Origin of the sequence: Neobacillus nitrireducens (assembly GCF_030915405.1) — a bacterium.
In the GTDB taxonomy this organism is placed as follows: Bacteria; Bacillota; Bacilli; order Bacillales; family Cytobacillaceae; genus Neobacillus.
Genome location: NZ_CP133262.1, coordinates 1095439 through 1118854 on the forward strand (window position 1 = coordinate 1095439; position 23416 = coordinate 1118854).

Genomic DNA, 23416 nt, shown 5'->3' on the forward strand with positions numbered 1-23416 from the left:
CGGCATCGTCACTTCAATCGAACGAACCTCTGAACTTACTTCCCACCTGTACCGCCATAGGAACGGTTCATTCTTCCTGCATTTCCCACACCACCAAAAATACTTCCTTGTGTATTACCCGTTGTATTATTTGTTTTCGTTGCTTTTGCTAATTGAGGCAGTATTACCATTTCACCTTCTGAAACACCTTTTGTTATTTCCACATAATCTTCATTTGCTAACCCCGTTTGAACGGATTGTTTCTCAGTTCCAGAACTGTTACTGTCTGTACTCGTTGAATGGAGAATCACATATTTCTGTTTGTTTGATGTATGAACAGCATCAAGTGGAACATAAAGTGCATCTTGTTTACTTTCCGTTTGAATTCTTGCTTCCGCACTCATTCCAACTTTAAGTTGATCTGGTTTGTCTATATGAACAGTAACATCATAGGTGGAGACTCCGTTCGATGATGTTCCCTCTTCAGATATAGCTGATACTTTACCAGTAAATTCTTGATCAGGAAACGCATTAATTGTTAGATTAACAGACTGCCTCTTTTTAATTTTATAAATATCAAGCTCATCAATTTGGACTACGGTTTGTAATTCATTGTAATTTGTTACATGCGCAACTACTTGTCCGTTCGTCACTCGCCCACCAGCTGAAACCGCAATTGTGGTAATCACTCCAGTGGCTGGAGCGGTTACAGGGTCACTTCCATCCGAAAAGGTAATTAATTCATCCCCTTTGTTTACTATTTCACCCACCGCTCCAAGCACTTCATCTATTTCATTGTTTGCAAACTTTGTTTTGACATCTTCACTCGTTACGGCTTGAACAGTGCCTGAACCACTGATGTTAACGTTTAATGTACCTTTTTGAACAACTGACGTTCGAGCTTGTGCGGACACGGTTTTTGGACTTAAAGCTAACGGTTTCCATTGATAGCCGACAAACCCTAAAACAACTACGCTGCCTGCAATTAAAATCCATTTTTTCATTGTAACTTACTCCTTTTTGCGTTCCTGAATTCCCCCCAGGATGCCAAATATTCTAATCTACACCCATTATTATGTTTATTTCTTAACTTTTCCTTAATAGTTCGGAATTGACATCAATTTTTATTTTATTTATAGTTAAACAGGTGAATAGTTAAAGAGTTTAACTACTTTTTTATAAATTAAAGAGGTGAACGATAATGGATAAAAACATCATTCAGGAGTTAATTGACCGTTACGTGTCGGTTTCATTTCAAGTACAAAAAAAAGCGGAATATTTAATCAAGGGACAAATTGGCGACGACTTAACCAATGATCAGCACTACATATTAAGATATATTCATCAATCAAAGGATTGTACTTCCACGGAATTGGCCGATGCTTTCGAAGTAAATAAAAGTGCAATCACGGCAATCATTAATCGGATGGCAGACCGAGGTTTAATTCAAAGGACACGCGATGTAAATGACCGAAGGGTCGTTTACTTAACGCTAACAAAGGAAGGTAATACCCTTTACGAAAATTGCCAAGAAAAAGTTCAGGTTCTCGTTGAATCAATTATTTCGCAATTTAACGAAACCGAAATTACCACATTTATAAATACTTATGAGAAATTGGCTCAACTCTTAATCAACAAGAAACAGGAAGAACGGGAGGAATAAACAAGTGAGGGCAATTTTAAAGGGTAAATGGTTCATCTTAGCCGCATGGATTGTTGTTATTGCAGTACTTTTCATGGTCGCTCCAAATATGGAAGCACTTGTACGGGAAAAGGGACAAATTACCGTACCGGAAGGATATTCTTCAACCATAGCTGAAAAAATTCTCAAGGATGTCCAATCAAGTGAAAACAGCGGCAGTAGTCTTCAAACCGCCTTGGTTTTCCATAGTGATAAAAAGTTAACAAAAACTGATTTTGCAAATGCAGAAAAAGCTGTGAACGAGCTTGATAAAAACAAGGACCAACTTGGAATTTCCGAAATTTTAACTCATTTTAATGAGGCAAAGCTAAAAGATCAGCTTGTTTCAAAGGATAGTAAAACCATTCTTGTTTCTCTTAAGGTGGATGTGAAGGACCGCGAAGCAAAGGAAATTTCGGATGATTTATATCAAGCAATTGATGACATCAAGCTAGACCATTACTACACAGGAAACTGGGTCATCAGTGATGATCTTGTCACCAATTCTCAGGAAGGTTTAAAGAAAACAGAGGGTATTACTGTTGGATTCATCCTGATTGTACTCCTTCTTGTTTTTAGGTCAGCTATTGCACCAATCATTCCGTTAGTGACAGTTGGTTTCAGTTATCTTACGGCCCAATCGATCGTTTCTTTATTAGTGGATAAGGTTAACTTCCCGCTATCCACCTTTACGCAAATTTTCTTAGTTGCCGTCCTGTTTGGAATTGGAACCGACTATTGTATTTTGCTGCTCAGTCGTTTTAAAGAGGAAATGGGCAAAAATGATAGTATCACAGAATCAATTATAGCAACCTATCGAACGGCTGGAAAAACAGTTTTCTTTAGTGGTGTTGCCGTTATGATCGGTTTTGCCTCGATTGGCTTTTCCACCTTTAAGCTTTATCAGTCAGCAGCTGCTGTGGCTGTCGGTGTGGCAATCCTCCTGATTGCACTTGTAACCATCGTCCCTTTCTTTATGGCTGTGCTTGGTAGAAAACTATTCTGGCCATCCAAGGGTAAACTTGAACATAGTGAAAGTAATTTTTGGGGATTTGCCGGAAAATTTGCACTCGCACGTCCATTAATCGCTTTTATTATTGTTGGCATTATTTCTGTACCTTTCTTATTTTCCTATAAGGATCAATTATCATTTAATTCACTTGAGGAAATCAGCGATGATTTCCCCTCTATAAAAGGGTTTAATATTATTGCTGATTCCTTTGGACCTGGTGAAGTAATGCCCACCCAAATTGTTATTAAAAATGATGATAAATTGAATACTTCTGAGTATATTTCCATTACGGAAAAAATTAGTCAGGAGCTGGCTAAAGTAAATAATGTAGACACCGTTCGTTCTGTTACCCGTCCTACCGGTGAAACGATTGATGACTTATATCTGTCCAAACAGGTGGCAAGTCTAGGTGATGGAATTGGTCAAGGGAATGATGGGATTAAAAAAATCAGTGACGGCCTCGAAGAAGCAGGCACCCAAATGGCATCTAATCAGCCGAAAATGGAGGAAGCCACTTCTGGTATAAATGAATTAATCAATGGAACTACTAAACTTAAAAATGGGATGGGCGACATACAAGGCGGATTAACCGCCATTGAAAAAGGACTAAAATCTGGTTCCACTGGTTCTCAGCAGATTAAAGATGGGATGACCTTAGTTAAGACTAAATCCGCTGAAGTTTTAGCCGGAAGTAAACAATTGCTCGCTGGTTATCAAAAGGCAAGTACAGGATTAGCTACCCTTCAAGGGAATTATAAAAATGTAGCTGCAGGATTAGCTACATTGAACAAATCCCTCACTTCAACCAATCAATATTTTGCTAATCTTGAAAAACAATATAGTGATATTGGAAAAAACCAAAATTATCAAGCTATCAAAATGACGGTTCAAGGGTCCCAAACTGCAACAAAAGAATTAGCAGGTGGATTACAGAAATTAAATGCAGGACTAACAGACGCACAGGAAGGGATTCAGTTTGCTAACAGTAAATTTGCTGAAATAACGGATGGCCAAAAAGCCCTGATTAGTGGAATGGAAGGACTGATCAAAGGAATTTCAGACCTTGAAACAGGATTAGATAAACTGGCCGCTGGACAAGGAAAAGTCATTGATGGGCTCCCACAATTTACTGGTGGCCTTTCTGGAATAAATGACGGGCAAAAGCAGCTCCTTTCTGGCTTCCAAGACATGGGTGGGCAAATCACAGAGCTTTCTGATGGCTTAACCAAAAGTGCGGATGGATTAAATAAAGTTTCAGATGGCCTTAATTCTGCTCAAGATTATTTATCCGAAGTATCCAAGCAGAAGCAAACTGGGTTTTACATTCCGCAGGAGGTTCTTGATGGTAAAGATTTTGAGCAATCCCTGAATGCTTATATGTCAAATGACAGAAAAGTAATGACCATTGATGTGATTTTTAATAAAAATCCATACTCGAATCAAGCGATCAATCGGATCCCTGAAATTAAGCAAGCCGTCAAACATGCAATTAAAGATACCAAACTCGAAAATGCTAAAGTTGCTGTTGGCGGGGTTTCAAGTATGCATAAAGACCTTGATTCTATATCGAAAGCGGATTATTCCAGAACTGTTCTACTTATGCTCATCGGAATTAGTATAATCTTAATCATACTTCTCCGATCACTAATTATGCCGCTATATTTGATTGGGTCATTAGTTTTAACTTATTTTACTGCGATGGCCATTTCAGAAAAGATTTTCGTTAATCTATTAGGCTATACAGGAATAAGTTGGGCGGTTCCCTTCTTCGCCTTTGTTATTTTAGTCGCTTTAGGAATCGACTACAGTATTTTCTTAATGGATCGGTTTAACGAATACCGACATATGCCGGTTCAAAAAGCAATTCTCCTTTCAATGAAAAAAATGGGTACAGTTATTATTTCTGCAGCGGTTATCTTAGGAGGTACATTTGCAGCGATGATGCCATCAGGTGTTTTATCCTTGGTTGAAATTGCTACGATTCTATTAATCGGCTTAGCTTTGTACTCACTAGTTGTCCTCCCACTGTTTGTTCCTGTCATGGTAAAAACATTCGGTGAAGCCAACTGGTGGCCATTTCTAAAAGCTAAAGATCATGACAATCCTATCGACTAATTAGTTGCGCTGGCCCATCGGTCAGCGTGCTTTTTTACCTTTTTTGAAACCTTTTCACTTTATTCTCGTACATATAGAGTGTTAAGAATAATGAAGAAATATATCTATCATGAAATTTTTCCCTTTTTCAAAAATACATTTATAATGTACATATGAACAAGAATCGATGAGGAGTGAAAAAAGTGGGTGTTACACTTAGCAAGGGCCAAAAAGTTGATTTAACCAAATCTCATCCCGGTCTGCAAAATGTCGTTGTCGGGTTAGGTTGGAATATAAGTCAGCAAGGATCCAATTTTGATTTAGATGCTTCAGCATTTTTATTAGGTCAATCCGGCACGGTGAACAGTGATCAGGATTTTGTATTTTATAACAATCCGTCAGGGGGAAATGGCTCGATTATCTATAGCGGGGACAATCGTACCGGTGCAGGAGCTCAAGATGATGAGCAGATCCGGATTGATTTAAACAGGGTTCCCTCACACATTCACCGAGTTGCCTTCACGATAACTATCCATGATGCGCAAATGAAAGGGCAAAATTTCGGACAAATTACTGATTCCTATGTGCGAATATTTAATGAGAATACAAATGAAGAATTATTGAGATTTAACCTTGGACGGGATTTCACTGTGGAAACCGCAATTGTAGCAGCAGAGCTCTACCGTCACAACGGTGAATGGAAGTTTAATGCAATCGCCAGTGGATTTCAAGGGGGGTTAGCTGCATTATGTCGGAACTTTGGTATTTCCGTTGATGACCCACCCGTGAGCGTCACATCGCCACCATTCCAGCCAATGAATGGGCAACAAAGCCCGAATTCATTTCAGCAAAATCAAGCAAATCCTAATCTTTTTCAGCAAAGTAATTCATACCAACAAAATCAAACAAGCCCTGGTTCATATCAGCAGCCTATACATCTTCAACCTGAATCATCTCATCAGCAACCCGCCTATGGATATCCGACTCAGTCTTATCCAACGTCCACAAATTCACACCAATCCTATGGTGGAGATGATATCATTTGCCCGCGCTGTCATTCATCCAATGTCAGGACAGGTAAAAAGGGATTCGGATTAGGCAAAGCGGCAATTGGCGGGTTAATCCTGGGTCCTGTCGGCTTACTGGGCGGTTTTATTGGAAAAAATCAATTGAAGTTTTCCTGTAATAGCTGCGGCAATAACTGGTCCCCTTCACAAACAGATTACGCAGAGTGGGCAAATAATCAAAAGAGGAAAGCCCAAGAACTATTTAATCGTTATAAAAGTCAGGATGTACTTGATGCGGTGGTCGCAGCCTGTGCTTTAGTTGCGATGGCAGACGGATACTTGGATGCTTCTGAACGTCAGAAAATGATTGAATTCGTCAATTCAAGTGAGGAATTACGTGTTTTTGACACCAATAAAGTCATCCAAAAGTTTAACTTTTTCATTGCTAAGCTTGAAAACGACCGGATGCTAGGGCGTGCAGAAGCATTTCGTGCACTTGGAAAAATAAGAACGAAACCGGAAATTGCTCGCCTTGTCGCCCGATATTGCATTGCAATTGGCTATGCCGATGGAAATTTTGACAACAATGAAAAACAAATGGTTAGTGATATTTGTCGTGAACTTGGACTAAACCCTGCGGAGTTTTTATCATAAAAACGAAAAAAAGCCTCTCTCCTTTCGGGATCGAGGCTTTTTTAACTAATTTTTCCAAACCCGCTTATTTTCTACACGCTTTGTCAGACCCATCGAATCTAATTTTTCTAAAAACGGAATCATGTATTTACGAGATAGTTCAAGTACGTCTTTTGCATCACCGACCTCAAATTCTGAACCTGTATGACTCCGTAGTTTCGCTACAGCTTGTTTAAACACTTCCCCATGATAGGCGAATTGCTCATCCAACTGAACAAGTTGTTCATCGTCTTCAAGGAAGCGTCGTACATCCGCTTCAAGATTCTCAGGAATACCTGAATCAGCAAAATAGTCCCTTAAGTAACGAACCTTTAATCCATCCCTCTTCAATTCATTAATTAGATTTTCAGTCCGTTTCGCCCAGCTTTTTGGTACATGAGGAACAAAGCTTGCCAAAGAAACAAACTGTCCCTTCCGGTTAAAGAGATGATTTGTAATTCCATTTTCTAGCACATAATCGAGCAATGCTTTCGGAAATCTTTTCTGCATGATTTGGAAAAGCTCCGCTTTATTAATGCCTATCTTCATAGAATGGAGATGATGAAAATCTTGCAGTTTATCAAAAATATCTTCTTCAATGGAATGGATTAACAGTTGAAGCGTATATTCTTTTCCATCATACAAAACAAATTCTACCTCGGCTAAGTGCTCTGTTAAGGTTTCTCCATCTAAAGAGGTCCGTTTAATCAACTCATTCAGCGGTAAACTTTTCGCTTCCATTAAAACAGCGGATATCCGTTCCTTTGGCGAGCCGACTTTTTTCTTTTCCAGGTCCTCTATCGTTTGATTGCCAAATCGATATTTATCCCCGCGAGGATCAATCACCCAGCCTCCGCCAATCGTCTCTTGAGGGCTTGGCCGCCGCAAAATAAAGCGGTCGCCTCGTTTCGTAAGTATTTCTTCTTCAAGTCGAAGCTGACAAAGGATTTCGCCGTTCTCCTCCTTCACTTCATTACGGTCAAAAAAGACAATCCGCCCCATTACCTCTGCCGTTCCAAGATGGAGCTTTATCGGCATCCGCTGTTTGACCATATGTTCCAGGTCCTCCACTACACGAATAGCTACATCTAAGGTCTTCGATACTAGGAAATGTTCGGATGACACAAGGACATCGCCTCGTTCAACGTCTTCCTTTGAGACACCAGAAAGGTTAATGGCCGTCCTTTGGCCGGCATAGGCCTTCCCTGCCGGTTTATGATGTACTTGAATTTGGCGCGCTCTAACCTCTACCCCTTTTGGCATAATTTTTAAAGTTTGCCCTTCTTCAACCGTTCCTTCATTCACAGTGCCTCGAACGACCGTTCCTTGACCCTTTACCGTGAATACCTGGTCGATTGGCAGACGAAAAGCGCCTTTCGCATCACGCATTTCTTGTTCCTTTAATGTATGAATGATTAGTTCTTTCAATTCTTCAATCCCTTTTTTAGAGAGACTGTCAATCAAAACAAACGGTGCATCTTCAAAAACAGTATCGGTAAGTTCTTCTAAAATATCATCCCTAACAAGCTCGATAAATTCTTCATCGACTCGGTCAATTTTTGAAATTGCTACTAAACCATTTTTGACACCTAGAAATTTCAAGATGTCCAGGTGCTCCCTCGTTTGCGGCATCACCCCTTCATCTGCGGCAACTACTAGCACTACTAGGTCTATCCCCGCGACACCAGCAATCATTTGCCGGATAAATCGTTCATGCCCTGGAACATCTATGACAGAGATTTGTATTTCATTATCTTCATATAAGGGTGCAAAACCGAGTTCAATCGAAATTTGACGTTCCTTTTCTTCCTTTAAACGGTCGGTATCCACATTGGTTAACGCTTTGGTTAGCGACGTTTTCCCATGATCTATATGCCCTGCCATCCCAATCGTAAAATATCTTTTTTCCACGTTTACCACCTACTTTATCGTTCTTCCATTCTACTGTAGCCTTTATAACTTGATTGTTCAAGAGTAGATTTTAGTACAAATACTCCTTCTCTTTTCAAGATATCTCCACATTCATACCATCTATATGTTTCGTTAATATGCTATGTTGTTAGATAGAACATATAAACAACAAAGGAAGATTTTAAATGAAGAAAATAGTTTGGCCGATAATCGCAGGAATGCTCCTATTAACAGCCTGTCAGAATAGTGAACCAAAGACAGAAGAGGCTAGCACTCCAAGTAAACAGCCTCAACAGAAAGTTGAAATAAAAAAAGACAGCACGTTTCCCTACCCAAATTTGTTAGCAGATAATGACCAGACTTATTCACTCCTGACAATTGGGGAACAGGGAGAACAAACACCCATCGAGAAGGACGAGAAAATTATTAAAGATGTAACAAACATTTTGAGCTTACCAACACTTGCAATGATCGAAAAAGTTTATCCAAACCTAGCAATTGAGAATCAATCAAGCTATATTCTTTTTGATAATAGTGGAATTGTTTATCAATCAAAAAGTTTAAAAAGTCTGAAGAGCTTCCTTGCAAAAAATTCATTAAAATAACAAAAACCAGAAATTCAATAACGGGTTCCGTTTCCTATCACAAGACATCAATTGCACAGGAAAATGAAAACCATTTCCGCCTGCTCGTATCGATATATGGACATGTATGAGAATTCATAGGCGGAAAATTTCCGTCTAATGTTTATTGAGGAAGCTAAAGCAGCAGATATAAGCGGAGATATTCCGGTTAACTCCTCTAAAATAGACAATATCTATAGATTTGGATCATATAAGCGGAAAAACTCCCCTTATTTTTAAGGAAATATGGGTATTTCCCAATTTAACCGGATTTTCTCCGTTTATTTTTCAAACACATTGAAATCAATATTCAGTTATAGTAGAGCCAAATCCCTTTATATCAACAAAAAAGGACCTCCAAATTACCATACAATTTGAAGGTCTTTTTGTATTGCATTTTTAATGTTTGTGATAGTTAACAGAACCCTTGGAAATTCTTCTGGTCTTTTTATTTTACCTGTTCTTTTACTGTTAAGAAGCGATATAAGAAAGATACAATACCGGCAAAGATAACAAAATAATCATTCTAGTCTAATTTGTTTTCACCTTCCAAACCCCTTAACCTATGAAAAGTAGAATTATTTCAATAAGTTACCTTCATAAAATTTTTTTCTATAAAAGCTACACAATTTTCTCGAAATTTCGTATAATAAAAATATAGTTTTGCATTAGTGCAACTTTTATTCCTTAACGAATAAATATTTACCACAAGAAAGATAAATGAAAGGGGATATCTTATGAGTCACACAAATTCACTCGCAGTAGACCGCACTCAAGCAACTGAACATCGAACTGTTTCTGCTGCTAGAGATGCCATAAGTGGTAAAGTAAAGGGATTTCGGGCCTTATTACCTTTCTTAGGCCCCGCCTTCATTGCTTCCATTGCATATATAGATCCTGGAAATTTTGCAACTAATATCCAAAGCGGTGCTCGTTTTGGTTATAAAATGCTGTGGATAATTGTATTAGCCAACATGATGGCCATGCTTTTACAGAACATGTCTGCGAAACTTGGCATTGCCACAGGCAAAAGTCTTCCTGAAATTTGCCGAGAGAATTTGCCAAAATGGCTTACTATTATAATGTGGATTGTTTCTGAGTTAGCAGCAATGGCGACAGACCTTGCTGAATTTTTGGGAGCTACGCTGGCTTTAAATTTGTTAGCCGGTATTCCCATGTTGTTAGCGACGATCATAACTGGGGTCGTTACCTATCTAATATTAATGTTAGAGAAATATGGATTTCGTCCGCTTGAAAAATTTATTGCAGCATTTGCCCTTTTAATAGGTTTATGTTATTTAGTCGAAACAATATTTTCTAAACCAAATCTTGCGCAAATAGCTTATCATAGCGTTGTGCCATGGCTAGGTAATAGCGAGAGCTTGATTCTTGCAGTTGGCGTACTCGGTGCCACAGTTATGCCGCATGCCATTTATTTACATTCAAGCTTAACGCAAGGACGAATCATTCCTCGTAACGATAACGAGAAAATCAAAATACAAAAATTTAGCACGAAAGAAATATTTATTGCGATGACTTTAGCCGGCTTTATTAATTTATCAATGATGTACATGGCTGCGTCAGTTTTTAACACCACTGGAAACAGTCAGATTGCAGACATCCAGTCAGCGTACCACACGCTTACACCGCTGCTAGGTCCTGCAGCAGCCAGTGTATTCTTGATTTCTTTACTTGCTTCCGGACTATCAAGTTCTGTGGTCGGTACGATGGCCGGGCAAGTCATCATGCAGGGATTTGTAGGATTTACAATTCCGGTTTGGATTCGCCGTCTAGTAACTATGCTCCCAACAGTAATCATCGTTGCGATTGGGGTCGACCCTACCCGTACACTTGTGATCAGCCAAGTGGTTCTAAGCATGGTGTTACCATTCCCAATTATTGCTTTAATCTACTTTACACAAAAAAAAGAATTTATGGGCGTGTTAACTAATAAACGAATCACAACGATTGCTTCATCATTATTCGCACTAATTATTTTAGGATTAAATGTGTGGTTGGTTGTTCAAACGGTTTTGAGTTAGAGTAAGGATTAATCGTAATTTAAATGGCATTCTAAAAGACGTGTGAAATGACACACGTCTTTTTCTTTTTAATTAGTCAACGGGCAACGGATGGTTACCGTTCTTCCTCAGAATACGAAGCTTCGTGCAGACATGTATATAACACCTAAATCCTAAAGAAGTTATGTTATACTGGATTATATTAATTATTCAGAAAATTCAATAACATATAACAAATACCGGGGGGATTTATTTGAATTTTGATGCAATTGTAATCGGTGCCGGCCTCGCAGGGTTAGTTACAACGGCTGAATTGGCGGATGCAGGAAAAAAGGTGCTCCTTCTAGATCAAGAACCCGAAGCGTCGCTCGGTGGACAGGCGTGGTGGTCTTTTGGAGGTCTATTTCTCATCAATTCTCCCGAACAGAGAAGAATGGGCATTAAGGATTCCCGAGAACTAGCTTGGCAGGATTGGTTAGGGGCGGCAGGTTTTGATAGAGAAGAAGATGAGGATTATTGGGGGAAAAAGTGGGCAGAGGCATATGTTGAATTCGCTGCGGGTGAGAAACGTGAATGGCTATCTGGGATGGGCGTTCGTTTTTTCCCCGTTGTCGGTTGGGCAGAACGTGGAGGCTATACGGCTGAAGGACATGGCAATTCAGTGCCACGCTTCCACATTGTATGGGGAACAGGTCCAGGTCTCGTAAAGCCCTTTGAGGATAGAGTCAGACAAGCAATGAAGAACGGACTTGTCGATTATCGTCCCCGCCATCGCGTCAATGAATTAATAAAGGAAAATGGTGCTATTATTGGGGTCCGGGGTGACATCCTAGTTCCAAGTCCTGCGGCCCGAGGAGAAGCAAGTTCACGGGAGGTAATTAGTGAATTCGAATTTCATTCATCTGCGGTGGTGGTGACAAGCGGCGGGATTGGTGGAAACCATGATCTTATTAGGAAAAATTGGCCCGAACGGCTCGGTAAAGCGCCTAAAATGATTTCTGGGGTACCGGAACATGTGGATGGAAGAATGCTTGGTATAACAGAGAAAGTCGGCGGACGCATCGTCAATCGCGACCGAATGTGGCACTACACGGAAGGTATTAAGAACTGGGACCCTATTTGGCCCCTGCATGGTATCCGTATCCTGCCTTGTCCATCCTCCCTATGGCTCGATGCCAAAGGGAAGCGTTTTCCAGCGCCAAACTTTCCTGGTTTTGATACCTTGGGGACGCTTGATGCGATAATGAAGACAGGCTACGACTACTCATGGTTCATTTTAACTCAGAAAATTATTGAAAAAGAGTTTGCCTTATCAGGGTCTGAGCAAAATCCCGATTTGACTGGGAAAAGTATCAAAAAAGTATTAGCGCGTATCCTACCCGGCCCTACTGCACCCGTTAAGGCATTTATGGATAAGGGCGAAGATTTTATTATTGCAAATAGCCTGGTTGAGCTAGTGGATGGAATGAACAAACTTTCAGGTGATAACTTACTTAATTTTGCAGAAATCGAACGGCAGGTTTTAGCAAGAGACCGGGAGATCGAAAATAAGTTTACCAAGGATCTTCAAATTACTGCGATGCGCGGAGCTAGAAATTACCTTGGTGACAAATTGATTAGAGTAGCTTCCCCACATAGAATTCTCGATCCAAAGATGGGGCCATTAATCGCTGTTCGGTTAAACATTGTCAGTAGAAAAACGCTAGGTGGCCTGCAAACTGATCTATCAGGCAGAGTCCTCGATGCATCAGGTAATCCTGTTCCAGGTTTATACGCAGCTGGCGAAGTGTCAGGGTTTGGCGGAGGCGGGATTCACGGCTACCGCTCGTTGGAAGGAACTTTTGTTGGAGGCTGTCTGTTCACAGGGAGACAGGCTGGACGTGCACTTGCTAAAGAATTATCATAACCATGATTGACGAGACGAGGATTCCACCCCTGGCCGAAGTATCGGAACGGTCCTAATAAAAACACAAAAAGCAGTGTGATTCATTGATATAAATGAATCCACTGCTTTTTTGATAATTAAAACCCATCTATTTTACCGGCGACCGCTTTTTCCATGCTCCCCAGTCACTTAAAGTCTATATAGGGGATCGCCCCAACCGTTGATAACTATAAATCCATTAATTAGTAAACTTAAATTCTGTCCTGCTGCCTGTCTGGTCTGCCATGACTTCGAGTCTGACATCCATTCGTTCTTTTAGTTCGGGAACGTGCGAGATAATTCCAACCAATCGGCCGCTACTTTGAATGTCCATTAATGCTTCAATCGCTTGATCAAGGGATTCAGGATCGAGTGTCCCAAAGCCTTCATCGATGAACATGGTTTCAAGCGATACCCCGCCGGAATAATTTTGGACTACATCTGCCAGACCCAGTGCCAGCGATAATGAAGCTTTAAAGCTTTCCCCGCCCGATAATGTTTTAACATGTCGTTCCTGGCCTGTATACTGGTCAAACACAAGCAATTCCAAACCGCTCTGCGCATTCCCTTTGGATCGGTCTGTTTTTCTCATCAATTGAAAACGGCCGGACGTCATTTTTCGTAAGCGACCATTTGCTTCTCGTAAAATATCATCCAGGAAAGCTGCCAGCACATATCGTTCAAAGGTAACTCGGAAGTTATTTTGGCCCTTTGCTATTTCGTAAAGATGACCAATTAATATGTATCGTTCTTCCAGTACCTTCATTTGTTCATTCAAACTTTCCACCCGAAGGTAAATTTCTTCGTTATCCCGCTTTTTAACAAAGAGATTCGTAAGCTGCTGATTTAGAGCATCTATTTCGCTTGAAACTTTCGCCAACTCAAGCTTTAATCCTTCCACATCAGGTGCCTTCACATCGATTAAAAGATCGGTTAGTTCTTTCAAACGGTCTGAAACCGAGCGCAGCTCTTCACGATAGTTGCGGATTTCTGCCACAAGACTGCGAATTTCCACTTCTGTCCGTTTGGAAGTTGCATATATGCCATATTTTTCAAAGCCCTGCTCTGCTAGTTTGTTAATAAAGATTTCCCTTTCAGTCTCGAGCTCCTGCTGTTTACTAGCAAAGTGCTTCTCAGCATCTAGTAATCTAGCCTTTTCGTTTGAAAGTTTTTCGTTCACCATCTGTAATTGCTTCTGTGCTTCTTCTAGCTGTTTAATTAGTGTTTCCCGGCGGTTTCGAGAGGATGCGAGAGCTTTTTCGTATTCCGCTTCCGAGCGAAGATTTTCAGGAATGACTTGCATCATCCGTGAAAGATTGGTCTTCTTTTCGGTAAATTCTGCTGTTAATTCATTGACCTGGGCCGAAATCTGATGAATTGTGTTTTGTACCCTGATTTTTTCAGATTCTCTTTTTTCTAAATCCAATCTAATCTTATCTAATTGCTTAATCTTTGCAGCGAGTTTTTCTTGATTTTGTACAAGCTGGTTCTTAGCGATAGCAGCGTCTTGCTTGGCATGAGGTAAATCAGACTCTGTAAAATCTGGCCGAACCATACTTATTTCTTGCAAGATTTCAGTTACAGATTCCCGTTGCGTTGCCACTAAGGACTGATTTTGGTAAAATTGAGCTTCATCTGCAGACTTTTCTTTTTCCCATTTAGCCGCTTGAGCCTTGGCTGCCTTCATTTCCTCTTCAGTCGGAATGCTGTCATCATGTTGGGTGGCTGGGGATGGATGGTGTTCTGAACCGCACACCGGACATGATTCTCCTGATTGAAGCTTTGCAGCTAGTATCGCGGCTTGCCCGTGCATCCATTTTCTCTCTAAATTTTCAACCATAGCTCTTGCATCCGTAAACCGAGCGGTAGTATTTTCATAGCGATCGGTGCTAGTCTTAAGAGTTTGCTCAGCCTTTTGAAGCCGTCCTAGAAGAATTTCAAATTTTTCATAGCGGTCAAGTTCAGAATTTAGTTTTTCAATTCTGCCCTTATTTTCTAAATAAGTCAATTTTCCCTTTTCAATTTCTTCCTTCTGCTGATTTAGAAATCCGATTTGTGTTCCTAGTTGTTCTATAAGATTTTCGGACTGAGTATGCTTTTCTTTCGCTGCTTTCAGTTCAGCATCCTTGTTTTTCGTTTCTTTAAGCAAAGCGGCAAACGAATAAACATCCTCTTTCATATTGATTAAACGATTCACTTCATCAAGGGCTGACTGACGCTCTCCCTCTCGTTCAAGCTCTAGCTGCAATTGTTGCTCATGTTGTTTCAAAAGTCCAGCCCATTTTTCAATTTCCAGCAGAATCAACTTTAAATTAACCTCGTGCTGGTCAACCTCGCGTTTTAATCGGTGGCACAATTCCTCCTGCTTGGCTAAAAGCGCAGCCTTTTGGGCCCGCCCGACCAGCTGTTCTTTTTCAATAAACACTTCTTCTTGAGAAACTAGTCTGGCCTTTTGCCCCTTTAACTCCTCTTTCATTTGAAGCTGTTTTAAGATCGCCTCTGCTTCAAAAATCTGCCCCTTCAGCTTGTCTTGTTCCTGTACCTTTTCTTTCATTTGATTGTTTAGTTGCTCCAACATTTCTCCCATGCCTGTAATTTCTACTTGTAATAGCGGCATGATTATCGTGTCATTTACAGAGTCGGCAGCCAAGTAGCCACGGAGCTCTTCATTCGTTACCACTTGAATCCGGCGAATTGCTTCATTTCTTGACTGTACCTGGTCCTCAACCGTCCTTTTCAACTCTGTGGCTTCTTCCTTCAACTTATCTTCAACCATTTTATATAATTGGGTATGAAACAGCCGCTGCAAAATTAGCTCTTTATCCTTACTATCTGAGGTGAGGAGTTTTCGAAATTCTCCCTGCGGAATCATTAAAATCTGCCGGAACTGATTTGCATCAATCAGCATAATTTCCTTAATTTTTTCCTCGACATCGTTAATCTTAGAAGCGAGCAGCTTCTTCTCACCATTTTCTGCCCACATGTATAATTCAGCTTTCGCACCAATTTGCGTATAGCCATCGCCTTTTTCCTTCTTCTTCAATTGCTGCGGTGACCTGGTAATCGAATAAGCTTTATTACGTAGGGAAAAATCAAGTGAAACCTCAGTTAATAACTCGTCTTTGGCAAACTGGCTGCGAAGCTCGGGACCATTGCGATCTTCTCCACTTGCTTTTCCATAGATTGCATAACTGATGGCATCAAAAATCGTTGTTTTTCCGGAACCGGTTTTACCAGAAATAACAAACATTGTCCGATTCCCTAGGGCGGTAAAGTCAATTTCTTCATTTCCTGCATAAGGACCGAATGCTTGCATCGTCAGTTTTAACGGTTTCATTTCAATCCCTCTTCCCTTAACACTTTTTCAATTACCTCGGTCATTGCCTTTTTTTTATCAAGCGAAAATTCAGAAGTCGTCATTTCTGAGTAAAATTGTTCAAACAACTCAAGCTCCGACTTTTTTTCGCTTCGAATCGAAGTGAAGGATTGTTTTTTCTTTAAATCGGTTAAATCTATTTTTCTCTCAAGATGGAGGACGTTCGGGTAGACTTGACGTAACTTATTAATCGGGTCAATTAAGGCTCCTTCATCAAGGAGAGTGATTTTTAAATAATCATTGACCGTTTCTTTTTCATAAAAATAAGGATCCAGTAATTGTTCAAGGTGACCTTCTAGTTCACGCATATCATGTTTCGGTTTAAGCGAGCGGTACCGATGGGTAAAGTTCCCTTTATCGTCGATTTCGATAATAGAAATCGACTTTTTTTGTTTTGCTTCCGAGAAAGAATATTTTAAGAGGGAGCCAGAATATTTCACCTTATGATGATTAATGGCATCTGGACTGTGTAAGTGTCCAAGTGCGGTATAGGAAAACGGTTCGAACAATTCAGCTCCAACACAGCCGGAGCCGCCTACTGATAAGACACGTTCAGAATCGGACGTTTGCCCTCCTAATACAAAGGCATGTCCAACTAAAATATTGGGCTCGTTAGGATTAAGATTTTCCTCCATTTTGCCAATGAGAGCTTTCATCGCTTCTTGATGGGAATGGATCGAATCATCCCCAAGAAGTTGACGGACCACTCCGGGCTCTGCATAAGGAACTAGATAGAAATTTACTCCGTTTATTCGCACAGGAGTGAAACTGTTTGATAATTTTCCCGAAAGATAAAATTGACTGTGCTTATACCAGGAGCTCCCGAATGAAAGTCGCTCGGCACTATCGTGGTTTCCAGCAATCGCGACTACTGGTGTTTTTAATTCAATATTCATTTTAAAAAGCATTTCATCAAGTAATTCCACAGCATCGGTAGGAGGTACCGAGCGATCATACAAGTCCCCTGCAATGACTACTGCATCAGGCTTTTCTTCGGCGACGATGTCCACAAATTGCTCAAGGACTTCGCGCTGATTTTCTGTCATATAGACCCCATGAACTAATTTACCTAAATGCCAATCCGCTGTATGGATAAATTTCATCTGCTCACCCCAATAATTTTATTCTGCCTTTTTTCCAATACTACTATTATAGCAAAATACAAAAAGGAATGAGCTTGGAAATACTAGCAGATTACTGGAATTATGGGTATTTATACTTAGGAGGAGATTTGAAACGCTTTTAAAATGCAAAAAACAGCCCGGAACCATGTCCGGGCTGTTATAATAGATTACAATATTATTTTTTAGTTACGTTAGCAGCTTGTGGTCCACGAGCTCCTTCAACTACTTCGAAAGATACTTCTTGACCTTCTTCTAAAGTTTTGAAACCTTCTGTTTGGATTGCAGAATAATGAACGAATACGTCGTTACCATCTTCAGCTTCGATGAATCCAAAACCTTTTTCTGAGTTAAACCATTTTACTTTACCGTTTTTCATGAAAAAAAATCCTCCTATTGGCTTATACACGTAAGCCATGTGTAAATTCACCAAATTACAACGTGATAGCTTTACCTTCATTTCCTCATCCAAACATCGGTTAAAACTTTGAACAAGCTTGTAATATAAATCTAATCTCGTGCAACGGCTGATTAAATTTTAGCATTCTATTAGTCTGGATGTCAATAAAGGTCAACCCAAGAAAAACCTTCATAAATCTACAATTCTAGCTTTTTTCTGAAGTATTTTCGACTTAATTCGACACCTCTTAAAGATACCTTTCTGTCTTAAAAAACGAACCGATTTTAGTGAGGTTTTCTGTCTATTGACTATTTTTCAATCTTGCTATGTTGGGAAGTTGGGAGAACAGCCATATTACGGTCAATTTTCCCAATCCGGCACTTGATTCCTTTAACGATATCCTTTACAAGTAACTCCAAACCAATATATGTTAACGATGGGAAATCCGCAAATAGCTTTTTCACCTCCCACTTCAGTTCATTCTTCCCGCAAATACTATGTCGATTAATTTTGTCGACTTCTTCCTTTATTTTCGCCATTTCAAGTTTTTGTTTGCCGGCAGGAAGGAGTATGATTTCGTCTAAACGCTTCAGGAATTCAACGGATTTTGCAATTTTAATCGCTACTTCATCGTGAACTTCTTTAGTAATGATCCCATTTCTGTATTTGAATTCACTTAATTTTAAGGCTGAATCATAGGTAGCCCTGACAATGTCTTCTCTCGTCATTTTATTGGTTTCATAGCTTAGCATATTTTTCCATGAGGGTTGTTTCATTGCCTCACGAAAGTCCTCAAGCTTATGGCAGAACTTCTTATAACCATATTTTTCAGGATTTTCAAATGCTGGGCTGCCTGGGTCAAGAAATGGAGAAAGAGGTGCGACAAAATACGAAATTTGCTGACTTTCACCACATTGTTTGTGAATATATTCACAAAAATCAACATTGCTTATTGCACTGTCATAATCTTGATTAGGAATCCCCGTCATGAAGAATAAATCAATTTTAGCGCAGCCATGTTGTAGTGCATATTGGAGCATTTCGATTACCTTTGCATTCGTGCATGGGAGTTTCCCATTATATTTCCGAATATCTTCATCAGCCGATTCAAGCGTAAGCTCAATACTATATTTAGGCATCGCTTTGTTTAAGCGCCTGAAAAATTCCTCATCAGCATAATTGAATAACTCAAAGACTATTTCATTTTTTAAATTCATTTTTTCTAAGCCGCTCAGGAATTCATCGACGTACTCTTTGCCGCCTTGTCTAATATCGTTTAATAAGAAGATTGGGGAACGCGTGAATCTTTGAATCAATGCAATATCCTCAAGCATTTTTTTTGGTGACCGCATGACAAGTTTTTTTCGATTACAATTGAGCTCATAGGCGTCCTTGGAACCACCACAAATCAGACAATTGTATGTGCACCCTTTGGAAGTTAAAATGGCTGTGTTGGGGTACTGCAGCCAGCCCTTATAGGGTAAAGGATCTAAGAGATTAAAATACTTAAAGACAGACCGGATAATATATCGGTAACCAGGTAGATTAAATTCATCAAGACTATCTGGGACGTACGTCATTTCGTTATAATAACGATCATTTCCTTTTTTCCAAGTGAGATTGGGAATATCGAAAAAGCTGACCCCTTCTCTTTCTTCTAACTTGTTGAGTAGCATTAGAATTAATTTCTCGGTTGTATCACCGCGCATTACGAAATCAATGCAAGGGTACTCAATCAGCTCTTTATGAAAGTATGTGCTGGATAGTCCCCCAAACATAACTGGCGTATCAGGGTGATATTTCTTGATAATCTTTGCCAACTCCACACTGCCATGAGCATGCGGAAGCCAATGAAGATCAATACCAAATGCTTTTGTCTTAATTTTTCTGATTTTCTTTTCGACATCAAAATTTGGATTTAGCAGCATCCGATTGGCAATATTAATGATCTTTACCTTTAGTCCATAACGCTCAAGATAATCTCCAATACTCGTTAAACCAATTGGGTACATTTCAAAAACGGGAGAGGATGGAACAACATCACTGATTGGACCTGTAAACAACATCTCTTTACGGAAATCATAAACAGTAGGAGGATGCAACAGTACTAAATCATACATAGTAAACCACCTTCCAAAATTCCTATTGATTCATTCACTTTAATCGTAAACCTATTTTTCATGGAAATGTTGGTTTAAATATTACAAAATAAAGATAATTTCCAAAAAATAACATATTCGCTTTTTTCACTATTAATATAGAAAATATACCGAAGAAAATTAATTCTTCGGTATCGCTAGATCTTCCTCATCTTCTTTGAACTTGTCGAGAATCGTAATCGTATCAACGAGATGATTGTTAAAGATTTGCCTTGCAACGGCTAACAATTCAATAATCATCGGGTCCTTCAATGTATAAATGACTTTGTTTCCTTCTTTCGTACCGGAAACAATATTCTTCGCTCTTAGGATGGTTAACTGCTGTGAAACGGCTGAACCTTCACTGCCAACAAGGGTTTGAATTTCGTTTACATTTTTATCCCCTTCAGAAAGAAGTTCTAAAATGCGGATTCTCAAGGGATGTGCCAGTGCTTTGAAAAATTCCGCTTTAAATTGTTGCATTTCAAGATTCAAATTGTCCACTCCTATACTTTTTTAGAAAGTAGCAGTAAGTTTTGCTCTACTTCCCTCTACTGCCTCCATAGCTGATAGCTTTTTACACTCTCTAAATGCGTAATGCTTACAGCCAAGGCATTTATTTTTGTTAATATGCTCCAGGGCATATTGAAGGGCTTCTCCTGTGTGTTCAAAAAAATGTTCCTCGCCAATAATGGGATATAAACCAGTCTTTTTCAAGACATTTTCTGGCTGCTGATTTAAACCCGATATCATTACTATACCATTTTTTGAAAAATGACGAACGATACTTGATAAAGTTGCTTCTCCGGTGGTATCCATTAACGGGACCTTACTCATACGCAATAAGAGGATTTTTGGTCGATAATTGATGGTGCTCATGATTGTTTTTTCAAACGTTTCAGCGGCACCGAAAAATAACGGCCCTTCCACATTAAAAATACTAATTTGCGGGCAGTCATGTGTATCTGAAACGATACCTGTCTCTACCTTTTCATGTTTATGTTTTCGGTTTGGCAAAGCTTTAGCCGTTACCATAACATCACTCATTCTTTTTGCAAAAAGAATCGCAGACATGACTAAGCCTACCTCAACTGCCATCGTCAAATTGACAAAAACGGTTAATAGAAACGTAACGGTTAAGACAAGAGAATCGGTCGATTTTGTTTTAAAAATATGTGAAAATACTTTTCTTTCACTCATATTCCATGCCACGACCATCAAAATTGGGGCCATACTTGCTAATGGAATAAATGAAGCAAATGGTGCGAAAAACAGCAAAACGAGCAAAACTACAATCCCATGGATAATTCCGGAAAACGGCGAAATCGCTCCATTTTTAATATTCGTTGCCGTCCGAGCAATCGCACCTGTAGCTGGAATTCCCCCAAACAATGGGGTAATCATATTGGCAATTCCCTGCCCGATCAACTCTTTATTGCTGTTGTGCCTGCTATTGGTCATTCCATCAGCTACAACCGCGGATAGCAATGATTCGATACCGCCTAACATGGCAATGATGAATGCAGGTTTTATCAGCCTGACTATCATATCAAGGTTCATATTAGGAATATGAAGCTCGGGTAACGTGCTTGGGATTTGACCATAAGCTGTTCCAATCGTTGCAATTTGACTTGGGTAAAACAAGGTTGCGACAACAGAGGAAACCACTAAGCCAATCAGCGGACCTGGTACTTTTGGTGCAATTTTTGGCGTAACGATGACAGTAACTAAACAAATACCTGCTGTTAAAATACTAAAAATGTTGATGGTATCTAAATGAACAATGATTTCTTGAACATTTTTTATAAATTCCTCGTGTTTCTTTATTCCCACTAAACCTAAGAAACTAGCAACTTGACCAATAAAAATGGTCACCGCTATCCCCGTTGTGAACCCAATGGTTACTGGTCTAGGAATATATTTAATCAGTGATCCCAGTTTAAATACGCCCATTAATAACAAAATGATACCTGCCATAAATCCGGCGATGAGGAGATTCTCATAGCCGTAGGTCATTACAATCCCAAATAAAATGGGAATAAACGCACCTGTTGGGCCGCCAATTTGATACTTCGATCCACCAAATAAAGAGATAAGAATCCCTGCAACAATCGTCGTATAGATTCCATACTCCGGCTTCACTCCTGAAGCAATAGCAAAAGCCATCCCAAGTGGAATTGCGATTACCCCGACAATCAATCCTGAAAGGAGATCCTTTGGTACACTCCTTAAAGAATAATTATGGAATCTTTTGTCAATAAACATATCAACCCTTCTTATCTTCTTATTTTTGTATATCTGATTATTTGAATATATGGTAATTCAATTCAGATAGCAAGTATTTTGTTTTAAAAAAATAGAATATAAATTTCATAAAATTACTTGTTAGTTCTGTGCGACCATGTTACAATAGCAAAGCGATGAGCTGAGTTGTGTAAGTCGAGAAACATTCCTTTTTGGAGCACATGTGGAGTGTGGTTTTTCGCCTCAATACGCAAAAGACGTCTGTGTAAACAGACGTCTTTTTATTTTGTTAAAATTGGCACTTTTTACCTAAGTTTTTTATAATATATATAGATTTGCATTTTTAAAAAGTGGAGGGAAACGTATGAATAACCATGAAATTGATTACAAGATCTATGGGGATGACATGCAGTTTGTTGAAGTAGAGCTTGATCCACAAGAAACGGTTGTTGCTGAAGCCGGAAGCTTTATGATGATGGAAGATGACATACATATGGAGACTATTTTTGGTGATGGAAGCGGTGCTAGTGCTGGAAGCGGCCTGATGGGTAAGCTTTTTAGCGCCGGTAAACGGGTACTTACCGGTGAAAGCTTGTTCATGACCGCCTTCACCAATAGCGGCATGGGCAAGAAACGGGTGTCATTCGCTTCCCCTTACCCTGGCAAGATTATCCCAATGGACTTAAGTGAATATGGCGGAAAAATTATTTGTCAAAAGGATGCCTTTCTTGCGGCAGCTAAAGGGGTACAGGTTGGAATTGAATTTCAGCGAAAAATTGGTGCAGGCTTCTTCGGCGGCGAAGGGTTTATCATGCAAAAGTTGGAAGGCGACGGGCTTGCTTTTGTTCACGCGGGCGGAACGATTATTAAAAAAGACCTTATACCCGGCCAATCCTTGCGTGTGGATACCGGCTGTTTAGTGGCGATGACCAGCAGTGTTAACTATGATATCGAATTTGTAAAAGGGGTTAAAACGGCATTGTTTGGCGGGGAAGGCCTGTTCTTTGCTACACTTCGCGGTCCCGGTTCCGTTTGGATTCAATCATTGCCCTTCAGCCGTCTCGCAAGCCGTGTATTTGCTGCAGCACCATCTCGCGGCGGGGCGAAAGATGAAGGCAGTATCGCTCGAGGAATTTTTGATATGTTTAATGGTGACTGATTTAGAGGCAGAATCAATGAATCCTGCCTTTTGGCAGATAGTTGTAAAAGACGA

At 39.8% G+C, this 23416-nt stretch carries 15 protein-coding genes; 7 read left to right on the forward strand and 8 right to left on the reverse strand.

The features are described from left to right. Positions 1-35 precede the first annotated feature (35 nt). Positions 36-983, reverse strand: a complete 948-nt coding sequence (locus RCG22_RS05410) for an efflux RND transporter periplasmic adaptor subunit (protein WP_308106055.1) — start codon at positions 981-983, stop codon at positions 36-38. A gap of 197 nt (positions 984-1180) precedes the next feature. On the opposite strand from RCG22_RS05410, the gene RCG22_RS05415 reads away from it, so the two are divergent. The 3 genes from RCG22_RS05415 (at position 1181) to RCG22_RS05425 (ending at position 6427) form a co-directional block, all read left to right on the forward strand. Next, a complete protein-coding gene (locus RCG22_RS05415) occupies positions 1181-1642 on the forward strand; it encodes a MarR family winged helix-turn-helix transcriptional regulator (RefSeq protein ID WP_098261422.1) in 462 nt (153 codons plus the stop codon). A gap of 4 nt (positions 1643-1646) precedes the next feature. After that, entirely contained in the window at positions 1647-4787 is a 3141-nt protein-coding gene (locus RCG22_RS05420; RefSeq protein ID WP_308106056.1) for an MMPL family transporter, read from the forward strand. Between the two features lie 182 nt (positions 4788-4969). Then, positions 4970-6427, forward strand: coding sequence for a TerD family protein (locus RCG22_RS05425; RefSeq protein ID WP_308106058.1), 1458 nt, complete (start codon positions 4970-4972; stop codon positions 6425-6427). A gap of 45 nt (positions 6428-6472) precedes the next feature. On the opposite strand, the gene selB is transcribed toward RCG22_RS05425, so the two are convergent. Further along, positions 6473-8329: a selenocysteine-specific translation elongation factor gene (gene selB / locus RCG22_RS05430; protein ID WP_374049464.1), complete on the reverse strand. Its 1857-nt coding sequence runs from the start codon at positions 8327-8329 to the stop codon at positions 6473-6475. Between the two features lie 212 nt (positions 8330-8541). Between selB and RCG22_RS05435 the strand changes: the two genes are divergently transcribed. The 3 genes from RCG22_RS05435 to RCG22_RS05445 all read left to right on the forward strand — a co-directional run bounded on the left by RCG22_RS05435 (position 8542) and on the right by RCG22_RS05445 (position 12906). Then, on the forward strand, positions 8542-8961 hold the full coding sequence (locus RCG22_RS05435) for a hypothetical protein (RefSeq protein ID WP_308106060.1): 420 nt from the start codon (positions 8542-8544) through the stop codon (positions 8959-8961). Positions 8962-9716: 755 nt separating this feature from the next. Next, a complete protein-coding gene (locus RCG22_RS05440) occupies positions 9717-11021 on the forward strand; it encodes an Nramp family divalent metal transporter (RefSeq protein ID WP_308106061.1) in 1305 nt (434 codons plus the stop codon). A gap of 232 nt (positions 11022-11253) precedes the next feature. Then, positions 11254-12906 (forward strand): FAD-binding dehydrogenase, encoded by a 1653-nt coding sequence (locus RCG22_RS05445; RefSeq protein WP_308106062.1) that lies wholly within the window; start codon positions 11254-11256, stop codon positions 12904-12906. Positions 12907-13123: 217 nt separating this feature from the next. On the opposite strand, the gene RCG22_RS05450 is transcribed toward RCG22_RS05445, so the two are convergent. The 6 genes from RCG22_RS05450 to RCG22_RS05475 all read right to left on the reverse strand — a co-directional run bounded on the left by RCG22_RS05450 (position 13124) and on the right by RCG22_RS05475 (position 22224). Then, positions 13124-16261, reverse strand: a complete 3138-nt coding sequence (locus RCG22_RS05450; RefSeq protein WP_308106063.1) for an AAA family ATPase — start codon at positions 16259-16261, stop codon at positions 13124-13126. Continuing rightward, on the reverse strand, positions 16258-17403 hold the full coding sequence (locus RCG22_RS05455) for an exonuclease SbcCD subunit D (protein WP_308106064.1): 1146 nt from the start codon (positions 17401-17403) through the stop codon (positions 16258-16260). The genes RCG22_RS05450 and RCG22_RS05455 overlap by 4 nt, the downstream gene beginning before the upstream one ends. Positions 17404-17599: 196 nt before the next feature. Then, on the reverse strand, positions 17600-17800 hold the full coding sequence (locus RCG22_RS05460; protein ID WP_007083969.1) for a cold-shock protein: 201 nt from the start codon (positions 17798-17800) through the stop codon (positions 17600-17602). Between the two features lie 329 nt (positions 17801-18129). Further along, positions 18130-19941, reverse strand: coding sequence for a TIGR04190 family B12-binding domain/radical SAM domain protein (locus tag RCG22_RS05465; protein WP_308106065.1), 1812 nt, complete (start codon positions 19939-19941; stop codon positions 18130-18132). Between the two features lie 159 nt (positions 19942-20100). Then, positions 20101-20454, reverse strand: a complete 354-nt coding sequence (locus RCG22_RS05470) for an ArsR/SmtB family transcription factor (RefSeq protein ID WP_308106066.1) — start codon at positions 20452-20454, stop codon at positions 20101-20103. Positions 20455-20475: 21 nt separating this feature from the next. Beyond that, positions 20476-22224 carry a SulP family inorganic anion transporter gene (locus tag RCG22_RS05475; protein WP_308106067.1) on the reverse strand — a complete coding sequence of 583 codons (1749 nt, stop codon included), beginning with the start codon at positions 22222-22224 and terminating at the stop codon, positions 20476-20478. A 343-nt stretch (positions 22225-22567) separates the two neighbouring features. Between RCG22_RS05475 and RCG22_RS05480 the strand changes: the two genes are divergently transcribed. Then, the gene (locus RCG22_RS05480) at positions 22568-23362 is read left to right on the forward strand and encodes a TIGR00266 family protein (protein WP_308106068.1); all 795 of its coding nucleotides are present in this window, start codon (positions 22568-22570) and stop codon (positions 23360-23362) included. Positions 23363-23416: the final 54 nt, after the last annotated feature.

Excerpts from the sequence above, each read along its gene's own strand:
- RCG22_RS05410 (WP_308106055.1), bottom strand. The coding sequence starts at position 983 with ATGAAAAAATGGATTTTAATTGCAGGCAGCGTAGTTGTTTTAGGGTTT.
- RCG22_RS05415 (WP_098261422.1), top strand. The coding sequence starts at position 1,181 with ATGGATAAAAACATCATTCAGGAGTTAATTGACCGTTACGTGTCGGTT.
- selB (WP_374049464.1), bottom strand. The coding sequence starts at position 8,329 with ATGGCAGGGCATATAGATCATGGGAAAACGTCGCTAACCAAAGCGTTA.
- RCG22_RS05435 (WP_308106060.1), top strand. The coding sequence starts at position 8,542 with ATGAAGAAAATAGTTTGGCCGATAATCGCAGGAATGCTCCTATTAACA.
- RCG22_RS05440 (WP_308106061.1), top strand. The coding sequence starts at position 9,717 with ATGAGTCACACAAATTCACTCGCAGTAGACCGCACTCAAGCAACTGAA.
- RCG22_RS05450 (WP_308106063.1), bottom strand. The coding sequence starts at position 16,261 with ATGAAACCGTTAAAACTGACGATGCAAGCATTCGGTCCTTATGCAGGA.
- RCG22_RS05455 (WP_308106064.1), bottom strand. The coding sequence starts at position 17,403 with ATGAAATTTATCCATACAGCGGATTGGCATTTAGGTAAATTAGTTCAT.
- RCG22_RS05460 (WP_007083969.1), bottom strand. The coding sequence starts at position 17,800 with ATGAAAAACGGTAAAGTAAAATGGTTTAACTCAGAAAAAGGTTTTGGA.
- RCG22_RS05465 (WP_308106065.1), bottom strand. The coding sequence starts at position 19,941 with ATGTATGATTTAGTACTGTTGCATCCTCCTACTGTTTATGATTTCCGT.
- RCG22_RS05475 (WP_308106067.1), bottom strand. The coding sequence starts at position 22,224 with ATGTTTATTGACAAAAGATTCCATAATTATTCTTTAAGGAGTGTACCA.
- RCG22_RS05480 (WP_308106068.1), top strand. The coding sequence starts at position 22,568 with ATGAATAACCATGAAATTGATTACAAGATCTATGGGGATGACATGCAG.